15 protein-coding genes are annotated in these 15951 nt (G+C 72.4%); 8 read left to right on the top strand and 7 right to left on the bottom strand.

Features of this window, described 5'->3' with window-relative positions:
• Positions 1–280 precede the first annotated feature (280 nt).
• Both QCZ28_RS20465 and QCZ28_RS20460 read left to right on the top strand, forming a co-directional pair.
• The gene (locus QCZ28_RS20465; RefSeq protein ID WP_279518157.1) at positions 281–661 is read left to right on the top strand and encodes a helix-turn-helix domain-containing protein; all 381 of its coding nucleotides are present in this window, start codon (positions 281–283) and stop codon (positions 659–661) included.
• A gap of 9 nt (positions 662–670) precedes the next feature.
• Positions 671–1753 carry a polyprenyl synthetase family protein gene (locus QCZ28_RS20460; RefSeq protein ID WP_279518156.1) on the top strand — a complete coding sequence of 361 codons (1083 nt, stop codon included), beginning with the start codon at positions 671–673 and terminating at the stop codon, positions 1751–1753.
• Positions 1754–1879: 126 nt separating this feature from the next.
• Here the strand turns inward: QCZ28_RS20460 and QCZ28_RS20455 are convergent, their stop codons facing one another.
• A complete protein-coding gene (locus QCZ28_RS20455; RefSeq protein WP_030337695.1) occupies positions 1880–2269 on the bottom strand; it encodes an Rv2175c family DNA-binding protein in 390 nt (129 codons plus the stop codon).
• A 188-nt stretch (positions 2270–2457) separates the two neighbouring features.
• Here QCZ28_RS20455 and pknB point away from each other — a divergent pair, with 188 nt between their 5' ends.
• Positions 2458–4446: a Stk1 family PASTA domain-containing Ser/Thr kinase gene (gene pknB, locus QCZ28_RS20450; protein WP_279518155.1), complete on the top strand. Its 1989-nt coding sequence runs from the start codon at positions 2458–2460 to the stop codon at positions 4444–4446.
• Entirely contained in the window at positions 4446–5312 is an 867-nt protein-coding gene (locus QCZ28_RS20445; protein WP_279518154.1) for a deoxyribonuclease IV, read from the top strand. Before pknB ends, QCZ28_RS20445 begins: the two co-directional genes overlap by 1 nt.
• Positions 5313–5401: 89 nt before the next feature.
• On the opposite strand, the gene QCZ28_RS20440 is transcribed toward QCZ28_RS20445, so the two are convergent.
• The 4 genes from QCZ28_RS20440 to QCZ28_RS20425 all read right to left on the bottom strand — a co-directional run bounded on the left by QCZ28_RS20440 (position 5402) and on the right by QCZ28_RS20425 (position 10221).
• Entirely contained in the window at positions 5402–6433 is a 1032-nt protein-coding gene (locus QCZ28_RS20440) for a GntG family PLP-dependent aldolase (protein WP_279518153.1), read from the bottom strand.
• Positions 6426–7832, bottom strand: coding sequence for a 3-deoxy-7-phosphoheptulonate synthase class II (locus QCZ28_RS20435; protein ID WP_279518152.1), 1407 nt, complete (start codon positions 7830–7832; stop codon positions 6426–6428). Before QCZ28_RS20435 ends, QCZ28_RS20440 begins: the two co-directional genes overlap by 8 nt.
• Before the next feature lie 87 nt (positions 7833–7919).
• A complete protein-coding gene (locus tag QCZ28_RS20430; protein ID WP_279518151.1) occupies positions 7920–8429 on the bottom strand; it encodes a nuclear transport factor 2 family protein in 510 nt (169 codons plus the stop codon).
• 181 nt (positions 8430–8610) lie between these two features.
• Entirely contained in the window at positions 8611–10221 is a 1611-nt protein-coding gene (locus tag QCZ28_RS20425; RefSeq protein WP_279518150.1) for a glycosyl hydrolase family 18 protein, read from the bottom strand.
• Between the two features lie 167 nt (positions 10222–10388).
• Between QCZ28_RS20425 and QCZ28_RS20420 the strand changes: the two genes are divergently transcribed.
• Together QCZ28_RS20420 and QCZ28_RS20415 are read left to right on the top strand one after the other, a co-directional pair.
• Entirely contained in the window at positions 10389–10880 is a 492-nt protein-coding gene (locus tag QCZ28_RS20420) for a glutathione peroxidase (protein ID WP_279518149.1), read from the top strand.
• Positions 10881–11247: 367 nt separating this feature from the next.
• A complete protein-coding gene (locus QCZ28_RS20415) occupies positions 11248–11922 on the top strand; it encodes an NADPH-dependent F420 reductase (RefSeq protein ID WP_279518148.1) in 675 nt (224 codons plus the stop codon).
• 28 nt (positions 11923–11950) lie between these two features.
• Here QCZ28_RS20415 and QCZ28_RS20410 read toward each other — a convergent pair whose 3' ends face one another.
• On the bottom strand, positions 11951–13552 hold the full coding sequence (locus tag QCZ28_RS20410) for a glycosyltransferase 87 family protein (protein WP_279518147.1): 1602 nt from the start codon (positions 13550–13552) through the stop codon (positions 11951–11953).
• A 249-nt stretch (positions 13553–13801) separates the two neighbouring features.
• On the opposite strand from QCZ28_RS20410, the gene QCZ28_RS20405 reads away from it, so the two are divergent.
• Entirely contained in the window at positions 13802–14668 is an 867-nt protein-coding gene (locus tag QCZ28_RS20405; RefSeq protein WP_279518146.1) for a DUF4397 domain-containing protein, read from the top strand.
• Positions 14665–15342 carry a class F sortase gene (locus QCZ28_RS20400; RefSeq protein WP_279518145.1) on the top strand — a complete coding sequence of 226 codons (678 nt, stop codon included), beginning with the start codon at positions 14665–14667 and terminating at the stop codon, positions 15340–15342. Before QCZ28_RS20405 ends, QCZ28_RS20400 begins: the two co-directional genes overlap by 4 nt.
• 213 nt (positions 15343–15555) lie before the next feature.
• On the opposite strand, the gene QCZ28_RS20395 is transcribed toward QCZ28_RS20400, so the two are convergent.
• On the bottom strand, positions 15556–15906 hold the full coding sequence (locus QCZ28_RS20395) for a DUF2203 domain-containing protein (protein WP_279518144.1): 351 nt from the start codon (positions 15904–15906) through the stop codon (positions 15556–15558).
• Positions 15907–15951 lie beyond the last annotated feature (45 nt).

Genomic DNA, 15951 nt, shown 5'->3' with positions numbered 1-15951 from the left:
GCCGACAGGCGGCGTCGCACCGCGCTGACCCGTTGGCCGGCGTCGCGTTGTGCGCCAGGGCGGGCGGTGGCGCACCACGCCGAGCCGGAGGGCGTGGCGCACCGCGCCGGGGCGGCGGGCGGAAAGGCGTCGTACCTCCGGGGTAGGAATTGGCGGTGCGGGAGGGGCGGCGGGGGTGGCCCCGGGGTCCCGTGCGGGGGTCAGCAACCGAGCGGTGACGCCGGTCCCGTCCTGTCGGGCGGGTCGGGCGCCACCGCACCGACGCCCGCCAGGAGGACCCATGATCCCGCCCGCCTCGCCGCGCTGCACGCAGCTCGGGCCGTTGCTGGCCCGGTGCCGACTCGACCGGGGCTGGAGCCAGCAGCGAGCCGCCGCCGAGTTGTGCGCCGCCGCCGGGGTGCCGACGCTGAGTCGGCACGAGATCTCCCGGTGGGAGCGCCAGCGTCGCGTGCCGGGCGGGTTCTGGCTCGGCTGGCTCGCGGTCGTCCTGGACGTGCCGCTGGTGACGCTCGCCGAGGCCGCCGCGGCCACCCGCCGGGCCGGCTCGACGCGGGCCACCGGGCCGGGACGCGCCACGCCACGCGGCGTACGACCGCCTGGGCGAACGGGTCCCGGCCGCACCACGCGTGGCGGTGGAGCACGAACGATGACGACCGGCTAGCGTCGGGGCGTGACCCACGCTGCTCCTGTCTCCCCCGTCGACCGTAATGGCCTGCGGGAGCGGGTCGACAAGGCTCTCACCGAGTTCCTGGCCGGCCAACGGGTCCGGCTCGCCGCAGTGGACGACGCGCTGATTCCGGTGGCCGAGGCGATCGAGGCGTTCGTGCTCGGCGGCGGCAAGCGGCTGCGTCCGGCATTCGCGTACTGGGGGTTCCGGGGTGCCGGCGGGGTGGACAGCGACCAGGTGATCACCGCCCTGGCCGCGCTGGAGTTCGTCCAGGCCAGCGCCCTGATTCACGACGACCTGATGGACCGTTCCGACACCCGTCGCGGCGAGCCCGCGGTCCACCGGAGGTTCGCCACCCGGCACCGGGAGGCCGGCTGGGGCGGCGACCCGGACGGTTTCGGCGACGCCGCGGCCATCCTGCTCGGTGACCTCTGCCTGGTCTGGTCCGATGAGCTGCTGCACTCCGCGGGCCTGGACCTGTGGGCGTTGGCCCGGTCCCGGCCGGTCTTCGACGAGATGCGCACCGAGGTCACCGTCGGGCAGTATCTCGACGTGCTGACGCAGGTCACCGGGGACACCTCGGTGCAACGGGCCAGCAAGGTCGCCCGGTTCAAGTCCGCGAAGTACACCGTCGAACGTCCGATGCTGCTCGGGGCCGCGCTGGCCGACGCGCCGCAGGACGTGCGGGCGGCCTACTCGGCGTACGGGCTGACGTTGGGTGAGGCGTTTCAGCTCCGCGACGACGTGCTGGGGGTTTTCGGTGACCCGGCACTGACCGGCAAGCCGGCCGGCGACGATCTGCGCGAGGGCAAGCGCACCTATCTGGTGGCGGCGGCCGTGGAGGCCACCGACGACGCGGGCCGCGAGTTGCTGCTCGGCCGGCTCGGCGACCAGGAGCTGGACGAGCCGGGGGTGACCCTACTCCGCGAGGTCATCTCGGGGAGCGGGGCGCTGGCCCGCACCGAACAGCGGATCGCCACGCTCACCGATGCCGCCCTGACCGCGCTGACCGCCGTCGACCTCGACACCGAGGCCCGCCAGGCCCTGGTCGACCTGGCCATAGCCGCAACCCGCCGCACCGACTAACCCCCCACCCCCACCGCCAGGGTTGATCATGAGGTTAGCGACCTTCGCCTCGGCGTGTCGCGCCGCTAACCTCATGATCAACGCGGGGGAAGCAGGGTGGGGGCCGGGTGGGGGCGGGACAGGGGGTTAGAAGCCTTGGGCTTGGGCTCGGCGTTTCACCTCGCGGGCCTGATCGCCGGAGAGGGCGGCGGCCGGGGTGGAGCCGGGCAGGGTGTCGTCCGGCTCGTAGAGCCAGCGCAGGGCGGCCTCGTCGTCGTAGCCGTTGTCGGCGAGCAGGTTGAGCACACCGGGCAGGTGCTTGAGCACGGTCTGGTTGGCAACCAGGTCCGCCGGGATGCGGCGGACGCCGTCGCGGCGGACCGCCAACAGCTCCCGGTCACGGATCATCTGGTGCACCTTGCTGATCGACACGTCGAGGCGTTCCGCGACGTCGGGCAGGGTCAACCAGCCGGCCGGGTCGGTGGGTCCGGCGAGCTCCAGGCCGGGCGCGGCCTGATCGGGTACGGGTTCGGTCACCCGACCACCCTGCCACGCCGCCGCCTCGACGAGCCACCGGCACCCCGGGCGACCCGTCGGCACCCGCTCTCGTGATCGCCCCTGACCAGCGAATAAGGGGCACACAGCGCGGCCGGACGGCCCGGGCCGGCGTACGGCTGTAGCATCCTGTTCATCCTTAGCCCCCTGGACACATAGACTCCCTGCCGATGGACACTCAGGTCGCCGACACGTTGCTGGGCTCGCTGATCGACGGGCGCTACCGCATTCGCGGTCGCGTGGCCCGTGGTGGCATGGCGACCGTGTACACCGCCACCGACGAGCGCCTTGAGCGCACCGTCGCTGTCAAGATCATTCACCCGACCCAGGCGAGCGAGGCGCGGGCCAGGATCGCCAACTTCGTGGCCCGGTTCACCGACGAGGCGAAGACGATCGCCCGGCTGACCCACCCGAACGTGGTGGCGGTCTACGACCAGGGCACCCACGCCGGTCTGCCGTACCTGGTGATGGAGTACGTCCGTGGCCGCACGCTGCGCGACGTGCTGGCCGAGCGCCGCCGACTCAACCCGGACGAGGCGCTGGCCATCACCGAGCAGATGCTCGCCGCGATCGCCGCCGCGCACCGGGCGGGTCTCGTGCACCGCGACGTCAAACCGGAGAACGTGCTGGTCGCGGAGGCGCCCACCGGTGGTGTCGCCAACCTGGTCGACAGCGTCGTGAAGGTGGCCGACTTCGGGTTGGCCCGGGCGGTCGAGGCGAGCGCCGACGAGGAGCAGGGCAACCAACTGATGGCCACCGTGGCGTACGTCGCCCCGGAGCTGGTCACCGAGGGCCGCGCCGATCCGCGCACCGACGTCTACTCGGCCGGCATCGTGCTGTTCGAGATGCTCACCGGCCGGGTGCCGTACGACGGGGACCGCCCGGTGGACGTCGCCTGGCAGCACGTCGACCGGGACGTGCCGGCGCCCTCGACGCTGGTGCCGGGCCTGCCGTCGGTCCTCGACGACCTGGTGCAGCGGGCCACTCGGCGTGACCCCGGCGCCCGGCCCGCGGACGCCGGCGCGTTACTGGCCGAGGTGCAGGTTGCCCGGGATCGGCTGGGCGACGCCAACAGCCACACCGCCGTGCTCCGCCCGGTCAGCGACGAACCGTTGCTCTCCCAGCCGACCATGATGGTCGCGACGGTCCAGCCGCCCAACCGCCCGTCCTGGGCGCGGCTGCCCGAGGGGGCCAGCAGCCAGGGGCCGGGTCGGCGGCGGGCCGCCCCGGAGCCCGCCGAGGGCCTGGGCGCCCGGCTCGCCGCGCTGCGCACCACGGTGCTGAACCATCCGCGTGGCCGACTGGCCGTCGCGGCCGTGGTGGTGACGCTGGGGCTGGTGGCCGCGATCGGTGGTTGGTGGTTCGGCGTCGGTCGCTACACGGACGCTCCGCAGTTGGTGAGCCTGAGCAAGGCCGAGGCGCAGGCGCAGGCCGACCGCGCCGGGCTCGTCCTCGAGTACGCCGAGCCGCGCTTCGACGAGAAGGCCCCGAAGGACAGCGTGCTGGGGCAGGACCCGGCGTCCGCAACCAGGATCGTCAAGGGTGGCACGATCACCCTGACCCTCTCGCTGGGCCCGGAGCGTTTCCCCGTACCGGACGTGATCGGCAAGGAGTTCGAGCTCGCCGAGGCGGACCTGCTCAACGCGAAGCTGGTGGTGGCCAAGGGCACCCCCCGCTACGACGACAGCCTGCCGGCCGGCGTCGTGGTGGAGAGTTCCCCCAAGGTGGGCGCCGAGGTCAAGCCAGGGACGAAGGTCACCCTCATTCTGAGCCGGGGCAGGGCGCCGGTGACGGTGCCGAACCTGGTCGGCAAGAGCCTGACCGAGGCCCGGACGACCCTGGCCCAGCTCGACCTGGTGCTGGTGGAGAACTACAAGGACTCCGACAAGCCGAGGGACGAGATCCTCGGGCAGAGCCCGGCCGATGGCGCCGGCGTGGAGAAGGGCACCCAGGTCAAGTTGGACGTCAGCAAGGGGCCACCGCAGGTTGCCATGCCGCGGGTGGTGGATCTGCCCTGCCAGCAGGCCAAGCAGGCGCTGGAGGGCCAGGGCTTCCCGGTGACGGTGGCGATCAACCCGAACGCCGTGGTCCGGATCCAGATCCCGGGCGAGAACCAGCAGGTGGCTCCGGGCACCCCGGTCACGCTGACGTGCTTCTGATGCCGACGATCTCGCGGCCGGTGGGCACGCACACTCCGACCTCGGGTGGGCTGGCGAAGGCTGCCCTGCCGTACGCCGACGTGACGGGTGCGCAGGTGGTGCAGGTCTACGTCTCCAATTCGCGAGGCTGGGCACTGCCCAACGGCGACCCCGGGCAGGACGCCCTGTTCCGCGACGGTTGCGCCGAGCGGGGCATTCCCGCGTTCATCCACGCCGCGCTGCTGGTCAACCTCGGCTCGCCCACCCCGGCGACCGTGGAGAAGTCGGCCCAGACGCTGGCGCACGCGCTGCGTCGGGGGGCGGCGATCGGCGCGCGCGGGGTGGTGTTCCACGCGGGCAGTTCGGTGGACGAGGGGCACGCCGAGGCGGCGATGCGACAGGTTCGCGAGGTGTTGCTGCCGTTGCTCGACTGGACCGCCGACGCTGGCGGGCCGATGTTGCTGGTCGAGCCGAGCGCGGGTGGAGGCCGGTCACTCGCCTCCCGGGTGGAGCAGCTCGGGCCCTACCTGGACGCGGTGGACCGGCACCCCATGCTCGGGGTCTGCTTCGACACCTGCCACGCCTGGGCGGCCGGCCACGACCTGGCGGCCGAGGGCGGCATGACGGCGACCCTGGACACCCTGGTGGCCACTGTCGGTGCGGACCGGCTGCGGCTGGTCCACGCCAACGACTCGAAGGATCTGTGCGGTTCCACCCGGGATCGGCACGAGAACATCGGTAAGGGCACCATCGGTGAGCCGGCCTTCGCCGAGCTGATGGCCCACCCGGCCACCGCCGGCGTCCCGACCGTCGTGGAAACCCCCAGTGAGAAGCACGTGGGCCACGCCGCCGACATCACCACCCTCACCCGCCTGACCCACCAGTGACCCCACCTGGTTGATCAAGAGGTTTGCGTCACCCGGAGGCCGGAACCTGACGCAGACCTCTTGATCACCGAGGTGAGTGGCGGTGGGGGTCAGGCGTTGGCCAGGATGCGGGGTAGGACCGCGAGGGCGCGGTCGATGTCCGCGTCACTGACGCCCAGGTGGGTGACCAGGCGGGCGGTACGGGGGCCGAGCACCGAGATGAGGACGCCCTCGGCCCGCGCCGCGGCAGCCAGAGCCCGCGCGTCCAGAGTGTGCTTGGTGAGGTCCAGCGCGACCAGGTTGGTACGGACCGTCGTGGCCAGCACACCGAATGGCGCGACGGCCTCGGCGAGCCGGGCCGCCTTCGCGTGGTCGTCGGCCAGCCGGTCGACGTGCTGCGCGAGCGCGTACCGACCGGCGGCGGCGAGGACGCCGGCCTGGCGCATGCCACCGCCCATCCGCTTACGGATCGTCCGGGCACGTTCGATCTTGTCGGCGCTGCCCACCACCAGCGAGCCGACCGGCGCGCCGAGGCCCTTGGAGAGGCACACCGACAACGTGTCGAAGAGCCGGCCGTACTCGATCAGCGGCACCCCGTCGGCGACGTGCGCGTGCCAGATCCGGGCGCCGTCGCAGTGCAGCGCGACACCCGCCTCGTCGGCGACCCCGCGCAGATCCCGCAGAGTCGCCAGCGGAATCACCCCACCGCCGCCCCGATTGTGGGTCTGCTCGACGGCGATCGCCCGGGTGGGAACGGCGAAGTAGCCGTCCGGCCGGATCATCCCGGCCACCACCTCCGGGTCGATGTCCGCGCCCACCGCGGGCCAGGTCCGTGAGGAGATCCCGCCGTACGCAGCCGCGGCACCGATCTCGTACGTGACCACGTGCGCGTCGGCGTCGCAGAGCAACTCGTCGCCGGGCGACACCAACAGTTGCAGGGCGATCTGGTTCGCCATCGACCCACTCGGGGCGAACAGCGCCGCCTCGTGCCCGAACAACGCGGCGACCTCGGCTTCGAGGGCGTTGACGCTCGGATCCTCGCCGTAGACGTCGTCACCGACCTCGGCGGTGGCCATCGCCTCCCGCATCCCGGCGGTGGGCCGGGTCACCGTGTCGGACCGCAGATCAACAAGGTCAGCCACGCAACATCTCCGCTACCAGGAAGGCCAACTCCAACGACTGCTGGGTGTTCAGTCGCGGGTCGCAGGCGGTTTCGTACCGGTCGGGCAGGTCGAGGTCCTCGATGCCCTGGGCGCCACCGAGGCACTCGGTGACGTCCTCGCCGGTCAACTCGACGTGCAGGCCACCGGGGTGGGTCTCCAGCCCTCGGTGCACCTCGAAGTAGCCGAGCACCTCGTCGACGATGCGGTCGAAGTGCCGGGTCTTGTAGCCGTTCGACGACTCGTGCGTGTTGCCGTGCATCGGGTCGCACTGCCAGACCACCTTGGCCCCGGCGGCGGTGACCTTGGCGACGATCGGCGGCAGCGCGTCGCGTACCCGGTGGTTGCCCATCCGGCTGATCAGGGTGAGCCGGCCCGGGATGTTGTCCGGGTTGAGCTTCTCGCACAGCTCGATCGCCTCGTCCGGGGACGTGGTCGGGCCGAGCTTGACCCCGATCGGGTTGGCGATCCGGGAGATGAAGTCGATGTGCGCCCCGTTGATCTGCCGGGTGCGCTCGCCGATCCAGAGGAAGTGCCCGGAGAGCCCGTAGGCCCGCCGGTCGGAGACCCGGGTGAGCGCGCGGTCGTACTCCAGGGCGAGGGCCTCGTGGGAGCAGTAGAGCGTGACGGTGCGCAGCGCCTCGTCGTCGGTCATGCCGCAGGCCCGGATGAAGGCCAGCGCCCTGTCGATCTCCCGGGCGATCGCCTCGTAACGCTCCCCCGCCGGGGAGTTCTTCACGAAGCCCTTGTTCCAGTCGTGTACGGCGTGCAGGTCGGCGAGCCCGCCGGCGAGGTACGCCCGGAGCATGTTCATCGCCGCCGCCGAGTTGGCGTACGCCCGGATCATGCGCTGCGGGTCGGCGACCCGGGCGGCCGGGTCGGCCTCCAGCGAGTTGATCATGTCGCCGCGGTACGCGGGCAACCCACGGGCGTCGGTCGGCAGCGAGCGGGGCTTCGTGTACTGCCCGGCGACCCGGGCGACCTTGACCACCGGCAGTGACGCGCCGTAGGTGAGCACGATCGCCATCTGGAGCAGGGTGCGGGCGTTGGCCAACAGGTGGCTCTCGGTGTTGTCGACGAACGTCTCGGCGCAGTCACCGCCCTGCAACAGGAACGCCTTGCCCTCGCAGACCAGGGCCAGCTTCTGCCGGAGCTGGTCCACCTCGTAGGGCGCGACGACCGACGGCACGGTGTCGAGGACCTTGCAGACGGCGGCGACGGCGCTCGGGTCGGACCACGGCGGGACCTGCTCGCGGGGCAGCTCCCGCCATCGGTCCAGGCCGAGCGCGGCGTCCTCGGCGGAGTCGACTGTCGGTCGGCTGGTCTGCAGGCCCGGGCTGCCCACCGCGGGATGGCTCAGCTGATGCCACTCATGGCGCATGACAGAAAGCGTACGGCGACCGTCGCGGTGCCGGGGCGGCGAGGGGGACGGTTCCGGCAGATGGGAGATCAATTCGCCGGGCGCTGGTCAGGACGCGGGGGTAGGGGCGACCTTCGCCGGCGGCGCGCTGTCGGCCGGGGCACCCGGTGCCTCACCGGCGATGCACCAGTCGCTTCCGTCGCGGGTGACGGTGAACACCAACGGCCGGACGACGGTGCGCTTACCGGCGGTGACCGAGACCGAGACGCTGACCTCCTGCCCGAGCGGGCCGGACCGGATGTCGGTGATGGCCGCCTCGGGCACCTGGAAGTGGTCGGCGAAGTCACCGTTGGGGCCGGTGGCGCCCAGGTCGAAGCCGTCGTGCAGCAGCGCGCAGAGCTGGCTGCGGCCGGCGGCGACGTCCTTGGCCGCCATCGCGTCGAGGTACGCCTGCACGCGCTCGCGGGAGCGGGTGGCGGCCTCCTCGGCGGGCGCTCGGGCAGGCTTGGCGGCGGACTCGTCCTCGTCCCCGCCGCCGATCCCGCAGCCGACCAGGGCGACCGGCAGCAGCATCAGCCCGGCGGCGGTCGCCGCCAGCCTGCGGTGGGTCGAGCGCATGATCACCTCCGTCGACGCCGAGATCGAGACGTGCCGAGCCGCGAGTCTGCCACATCCAGCTGATCGAACCCAACGGTGGCGGCCCGGTCGACGCTGGGCGCCGACCGGGCCGCTGTGTCACGGGCGGGAAGGGACGGTGCGGGTCCCTTCCCGCCGTGTGGGTGGTGCGCCGGCCTTCGGCTCAGCCGAGACCGCCCTTGATGGCGCCGATGAGCTCGCCGTTGCTCGTGTCACCGGAGAGTTCCCAGAAGAACGCGCCACCGAGGCCCTGGTTGTTCGCGTACGTCATCTTGCCGTTGATGGTCGACGGGGTGTCGTAGCTCCACCAGTTGCTGCCGCACTTGGCGTACGCGGTGCCGGCGACCGTGCCGGTGGCCGGGCAGGTGTTCTTGAGGACCTTGTAGTCCTCGATGCCCGCCTCGTAGGTGCCCGGTGCCGCGCCGGTGGCGCTGCCGCCCGGCGCCGCCTGGGTGACACCGGTCCAGCCCCGCCCGTAGAAGCCGATGCCGAGCAGCAGCTTGCTGGCCGGGACGCCCTTGCTCTTGAGCTTCTGGATCGCCGCGTCGGAGTTGAAGCCCTGCTGCGGGATGCCGGTGTACGAGGTCAGCGGCGAGTGCGGCGCCGTCGGCCCCTGGGCGTTGAACGCCCCGAAGTAGTCGTACGTCATCGGCATCAGCCAGTTGAGGTTGCCGATGGCGCCGGCGTAGTCGGTGGCGTCGATCTTGCCGCCGTTGCTGCCGTCCGCGGTGATGGCGGCGGTGACCAGGGCGTTGGAGCCGAACTTCGACCGCAGCGCGCTGATCACGTTCTTGAAGGCGTTCGGGCCGCTGCTGTCGCAGGTCAGACCGCAGGCGTTGGGGTACTCCCAGTCGACGTCGATGCCGTCGAAGACGTCCGCCCAGCGCGGGTCCTCGACCAGGTTGTAGCAGCTCTCGGCGAAGGCGGCCGGGTTCTGCGCGGCCTGCGTGAAGCCGCCGGACCAGGTCCAGCCACCGAACGACCAGATCACCTTCAGGTGCGGGTTCAGTTGCTTGAGCTTGCGCAGCTGGTTGAAGCTGCCCCGCAGCGGCTGGTCCCAGGTGTCGGCGACGCCGTCGACGCTGTCCGCCGCCGTGTACGCCTTCTCGTAGTCGGCGTAGCTGTCACCGATCGAGCAGCGACCGCCGGTGGTGTTGCCGAAGGCGTACAGGATGTGGGTCAGCTTGGCGGCCGAGCCGCTGGTCTGGATGTTCTTGACGTGGTAGTTGCGGCCATACACGCCCCACTCGGCGAAGTAGCCGACGACCTTCTTGCCACCGGTGTTCGGCGGCGGCGTGGTCGGCGGCGGGGTGGTGGGCGGCGTCGTGGTCGGTGGGGTGGTGGTCGGCGGGGTCGTGGTGGGCGGGGTCGTTCCGCCGCCGCACGCGGCACCGTTGATGGTGCAGTTCAGCGGTGCCCTGTAGGCGCCGCTGCCGTTGTAGCCCCAACTGAACGAGGCGCCGGGGGCGAGGCCGCCGGCCCAGCTCTTCTTGACCGCGACGTAGTGGTTGCCGCTGCTGGTGACGTCGGCGTCCCACGCGCTGCTGATGGTGGTGCCCGACGGCAGGTCGAACTCGATGCGCCAGGTGGCGACGGTGGCGCTGGACCCGTTGGTGACGGTCACCTTCGTCTCGTGACCGGTCCCCCAGTCCTGCGCCTTGGTGAAGGTGGTGGTGACCGTGCCGGCGCCGAACGCGGTGGTCACCGGCACCGCTGCGACGGTCACGGCGACCACGGCACCGGCCCAGAGGGCTCGGCGGAGCGATCTTTTCATGCGGCGTCTCCCGAACTGTTAGGAAACTTTCCAAAAGAGATGGTGAGACGGTACTCACGCCGTCATCAGTTCGTCAAGATGTGCATGTTTCGATTTCTCCTGGTGCACGGAGTACACACGCTGCGCCCACACCCGGCCGACGCCGGACCCGCGAGTAGCCTCGGTCCATGACCGTCTTCGACATCCCGATCGACGCCCTCAACGGCGGCCCCGCCGACCTGGCCCGCTACCGCGGCAAGACGTTGCTGGTCGTCAACGTGGCCTCCCGGTGCGGCCTCACCCCGCAGTACGCCGGCCTCCAGAAGCTCGCCGACTCCTACGCCGACCGGGGCCTGGTCGTGCTCGGCGTGCCGTGCAACCAGTTCGCCGGGCAGGAGCCGGGCAGCGCCGCCGAGATCAGCGACTTCTGCCAGGTCAACTACGGGGTCACCTTCCCGCTGACCGAGAAGGTCGACGTCAACGGCCCCGACCGGCACCCGCTCTACGCCGCCTTCGTGGACACCCCGGACGCCGACGGGCACACCGGTGACGTGCGGTGGAACTTCGAGAAGTTCCTGGTGGCCCCGGACGGCTCGGTCGCCGCCCGCTTCGCCCCCACCGTCGAGCCCGGCTCGGACGAGCTGCGCACCGCCATCGAGAAGACCCTCCCCACCTCCTGACGCCCCAGGGCGCCGCTCTGATCACGCTCGAACATGGATGTAGTGGCCTCCCGACTTCCGGACGCCACTACATCCCGGATCGAGCACGATCTTGTGGGCCGGGGCGGGCGGACTGCACCGCACGACGGCCGGCACGCACCGCTGGCCACCGGAGAGTGGCACGTCACCGGAGAGCCGGTCGGCGACCAGCGTGAGCAGTACGTTGTGCGGGACGGGTGCGGCGCCACCAGGCACCCGCCGGGGAGTCGCTGTCGCGAGCAGCCCCCGCCGGGTGAGCGAGTCCGTGAGCAGCCGCCCGCCGGCTGACCGGAATAACCCACCAAGATGGTCGGGAATGTGTCGCGGGTGGACGGAGTTGGGAACGAGCATGACAACTGTGGGACTGATCGGCAGTGGCAACATCGGCGGCACCGTGGCCCGGCTGGCCGTCGACGCCGGCTACGACGTGGTGCTGAGCAACTCGCGGGGCCCGGAGACCCTCACCGACCTGGTCGAGACCCTGGGCGGGCACGCCAGCGCCGGCACCACGCAGGACGCGGCACAGGTGGGTGACCTGGTGGTGGTCAGCGTGCCGCTGAAGGCGTACCGCGCGGTGCCCGTGGAGCCGCTGGCCGGCAAGGTCGTCATCGACACCAACAACTACTACCCGCAGCGCGACGGGGCCTTCCCGGAGCTGGACTCCGGCGAGATCACCAGCAGTGAACTGCTCCAGCGGCACCTGCCGCAGTCGCGGGTGGTCAAGGTCTTCAACAACATCTACTTCAAGGGCCTGGCCGCGCTCTCCCGCCCGTCCGGTGCGGCCGACCGCAGCGCCCTCGCGATCGCCGGTGACGACGCCGACGCGAAGGCCGAGGTGACCGCCTTCCTGGACCGGATCGGCTACGACGCGGTCGACGTCGGCCCGCTGGCCGAGGGGTGGCGCTACCAGCCGGACACCCCGGCGTACGGCACGCTCTACTCCGCCAGCCCGACCGACTGGGAGCACCCGGCCACCGGCGACGCCGCGACGCTGCGCGCCGCCCTGGCCGCCGCCACCCGCTGACCAACCGCCGCCGCCCTCCCGCGACCGCCTACCCGGTCCTCGCGCGGAGGGCGGCGGCGAGTTCGTCGTCGTAGCTGGCGATCGGCCGCCCGTCCGCGGCGTACGCGACGAGCCGGCCCTGCGCCATGCTGGCCGAGCGGAACGAGAACGTCCGGCTCCCCGGGTACGCGTCGAGCAGCGGAATGACCCGGGGCGGCCCACCCGGGGCGGAGAAGTACTCCAGCCTGGTCACCTGCGGGGAGACCACCCCGTTGACCCGCACCTTGGTCCTCTCGGCCCGGGTGCCGAAGGTGACCGGCGCGTCCGTGCCGTAGGCGGCGCACTCGACCGGGCCCCGGCAGACGAAGAAGTATCGCGGGTTGACGACGTCGTCGAGGGCGTACGCCTTGAAGGTCGGGTCGGCACCGGCGGGCAACGGTTGTACGGCGAAGAACGCGACAGCCACGGTGGCCGTCACGCCCATCCGCAACCAGCCCCGTCGGCCCGCCGGTCGCCGGTGCGTGCGGGCGGCGGCGACCGCGACGCCACCGAAGCCGACCAGGCACAGCAGGAGCACCCCGATCGCGCGGGCGTTCTCGAAGAGGAACTGCACCCCCGGCCGCGTCGACACCGGGCTGAGCACCGCGCCCAACGAGACGACCATGGCGGCCAGCAGCGCTCCCCCGGCCGCCCGCTGGGTGACGCCGGACGCGCCGATCAGCAGCATCGCCGCGAGCACCGGCCACACCTGGTGGTGGGTCCAGGACACCGGGGACGCGGCGACGGTGGCGCAGCCGACCAGCACTGCCGCGTGCCCGCAGCGGCCCTGTCGCGTCAACTGTCGCGCCCGCAGCAGGGCCGCCACGCAGACGAACGCCACCAGGGTGGCCCAGAGCACTGGCAACGCCGCCTCGTCCACGCCGACGCGCAGCAGCATGCCGTGCACGGACTGGTTACCCAGTGACGCCAGGTTGCCGATCCGTGAGGTCTGCCGGACGGCCTCGGTCCAGTACGTCCAGCTCTCGCCGGGCAGCACGATCCCGGCGAGCCCCGCGCAGGCCAGGAATGTCGCCACGGCGCGGCCCGCGTCGCGGTAGCGGCCGGTGGCGAGGAAGTAGACGACGAACAGCAACGGGGTCAGCTTGATCGCCGAGGCGACCCCGACCAGCACCCCGCGCAGCCGGGGCGGGACCAGGCCCACCCCGTCGAGCAGGGCCATCAGCACGATGAAGATGCTGACCTGGCCGAAGCGCAGATTGCTCTGCACCGGTGCGGAGAGCATCAGCACCGTGGCCGCCACCGCCACCACGAGCGGTCGCCGGGACTGCCGGGTGGTCAGCGCGACACCGACCGTCCCGGCGATGGCGACGACCGCCGCGCACGTCGCCACCAGCCAGATCCCCTGCAGGACGCCCTCCGGCACGGCGGTGATCGGCAGCAGCACGAGGGCGGCGAACGGCGGATAGGTGAACGGACCGCCGTTGGCCGCCACGAAGCCGTACAGCGGCCGACCGGCGTGCAGGTCGGCCAGCGCGCCGTAGTAGATGTGCAGGTCGGAGAGGCGATCCGGACGGCGTAGAACGAGCACACAGGACACCAGCGCGACGACGACGAAGGCCGCCCACGCCAGCGCCACCCGGCGATCCCGCATCGACCGAGAATAATCGAGCGCAGCCGCAGCCGTCGGCCCTGCCGTGGTCGAGACCGGACCGAGTGGCGTGCCCGACCTGTTCGGCTTCCTCGCCGTCCGGTAGCGGGCGTCGTCCGCCGACAGCAGGAGACAGCACAGCCGGGACGGCACCAAGAAACACCCGCTGGGGCAACTTGCGCCGCAGTCCCGTTCACGGGACCCTGTTCTCTGGGTTGCCAACCGCTCACCGAACGTGCCCCCGGAGGCGACATGCACATGCCCCGTACCGTCCCCCGCCGACTGCTGGCCGGCACCGGCGTGCTCCTGCTCGGCACCGCGCTCGCTGCCACCGGCGTCGGTGTTCCGGCCGTCGCCGCGACGGGCGCGGACACCGTCGGATACGTCCGGCTCGCCCACCTCTCCCCCGACACCCCGGCCGTCGACGTCTACCTGGCCGCGCCGGGCACCGCGAAGCCGCGGGTCTTCCCGGGGGTCGGCTACGGCGTGGTCTCCGACTACCTCGAACTCGCGCCGGGCCGGTACGCGGTGGCGATGCGCGAGGCCGGCGCTCCCGCCAGCGATCCCCCGGTGCTGACCACCGAGGTCGCGGTGACCAGTGGCGACGCGTTCACGGTGGCCGGTGTGGGGCGGCACGCCGACCTCGGCCTGCGGGTGCTCAACGACGACCTCAGCGCCCCCAGCGACGGGCGTGCCAAGGTGCGGGTCGTGCAGGCGTCGGTGCGGACCCCGATCCTCGACGTGGCCGCCTCCGACGGCCCGAAGATCGCCGACGGGGTGCAGTTCGCCACCACCACCGACTACCAGCAGGTCGAGCCGGGCAGGTGGCGGCTGAAGCTGACCGGTGCCGGTGGTCCGAGCACCGACGCCGAGGTGCGGCTCACCGGCGGCGCTGTTTACTCGCTGCTGGTGCTCGACGCGAAGCAGGGCGGGCTCACCGCCGAGCTGCGCCGCGACGCCGAGGGCGGCACCGTCGTCCCGGCCGGTGGGGTGGACACCGGCGCCGGGGGCACCGCCCGCACCGGGCTCGACGCGTACCCCCTGGTGGCCGGCGGCCTGGCCGCGGCGGCCGGGGTGGTCGCGTTGCTGCTCTGGCGTCGGCGGCGCAGCACCTGGTGAGCGCCGGGCCGGGCCCGTCGATCCGCCGGCACCGTGACCGTCGGGTGCCGCTGGCCGCGCTGGTCGCGGCCGGCGCGGCGGTCTGCCTCGCCGCGAGCACCGGGGTCGGGCTGGCCACCACCGACCCACCGCCGCCGGTCGCGACCTGGCACCCCGGCTGCGGCGACGACTGCCCGTCGGTGGCCGCCGCGCCCACGCCACACGGTCCACCCACGCGGGTACGCGTACCGCGCATCGGTGTCGACTCACCGCTCACGGTGCTGGGCCTGGATGGCGTGGGCGCGCTGATCCCGCCGACCGACTTCGACACCGCCGGCTGGTACGGCGGTGGCCCGGCCCCCGGCGACACCGGCCCGGCTGTACTCGCCGGGCATCTGGACTCACGGCGCGGGCCGGCGGTCTTCGCCCGGCTCGGTGAGTTACGGCCCGGCGACCTGGTGGAGGTGTGGCGCGGCGGGCAGCGGTTGCCGTTCCGGGTGACCGGGTCGTTGCGGACCCGCAAGGACCAGTTTCCGACGGCAGTGGTCTACGGGCCGACGCCCGGGGCGGAGCTGCGCCTGGTCACCTGCGGGGGTGACTTCGACCGGCAGCGGGGCCACTACGTCGACAACGTGGTGGTGTTCGCGGTGACCGAGGCCGCAGGCCCGGTCCTGCCGACGTCGGCGGCGGGTTGAGCCGCGCACCCGGCCGGCATGGGCCCGCGCCGCGAAGTCCCGGCCCACCGCGTGATCAACTCGGGTTCAAGGAAGTCGCGGTGTCCGGCGCGCCCGGATGCCGCGACTTTCAGGATCCCGAGTGGATCAAGCCTTCAACCCGGCGGCCTCGCTCCGCCTCGGCGCGGATCAGCACGGCAGGCCGCGCGGGCGCCCGGCGCCGGGCCGGGGGCGTCAGAGCGGGCGGCGGCCGGCGAAGCCGCACTCGGCCCGGTGGTACCAGCGCACGTCGGAGTCGCCCTCCAACCAGCACCAGAGCACGGCCCGGCCGGCCCGCTCGCCGGGGAAGTCGAGCAGCACCGGGGCGATGCCCTTGACCTGGATGTCGTGCTGGTGCAGCTCGTCGACGACGGCGTGCAGCCGGGCCTCCAGCGCCTTCACCTCGGCCAGCCCGCCGAGCGCGCTCACGCCGTGGTCGGCCAGGTCGGCGCGCAGCTCGGCCAGGTCAGCCCGCACCCGGATCAACTCGTTGACGCGGGGTTGCAGAGTGGCCACCAGGTGCCGGGCCTGGGCAAGTGTGAACACCCGGCCAGTATGCGGCACGCACGGCCCCGCGACGTGCCCGCAACC

Origin of the sequence: Micromonospora sp. DH14 (assembly GCF_029809455.1) — a bacterium.
Classification (GTDB): Bacteria; Actinomycetota; Actinomycetes; order Mycobacteriales; family Micromonosporaceae; genus Micromonospora; species Micromonospora parva.
The sequence above is the reverse complement of the archived record's forward strand: the minus strand, read 5'-3'. Positions and strand labels throughout refer to the sequence as shown.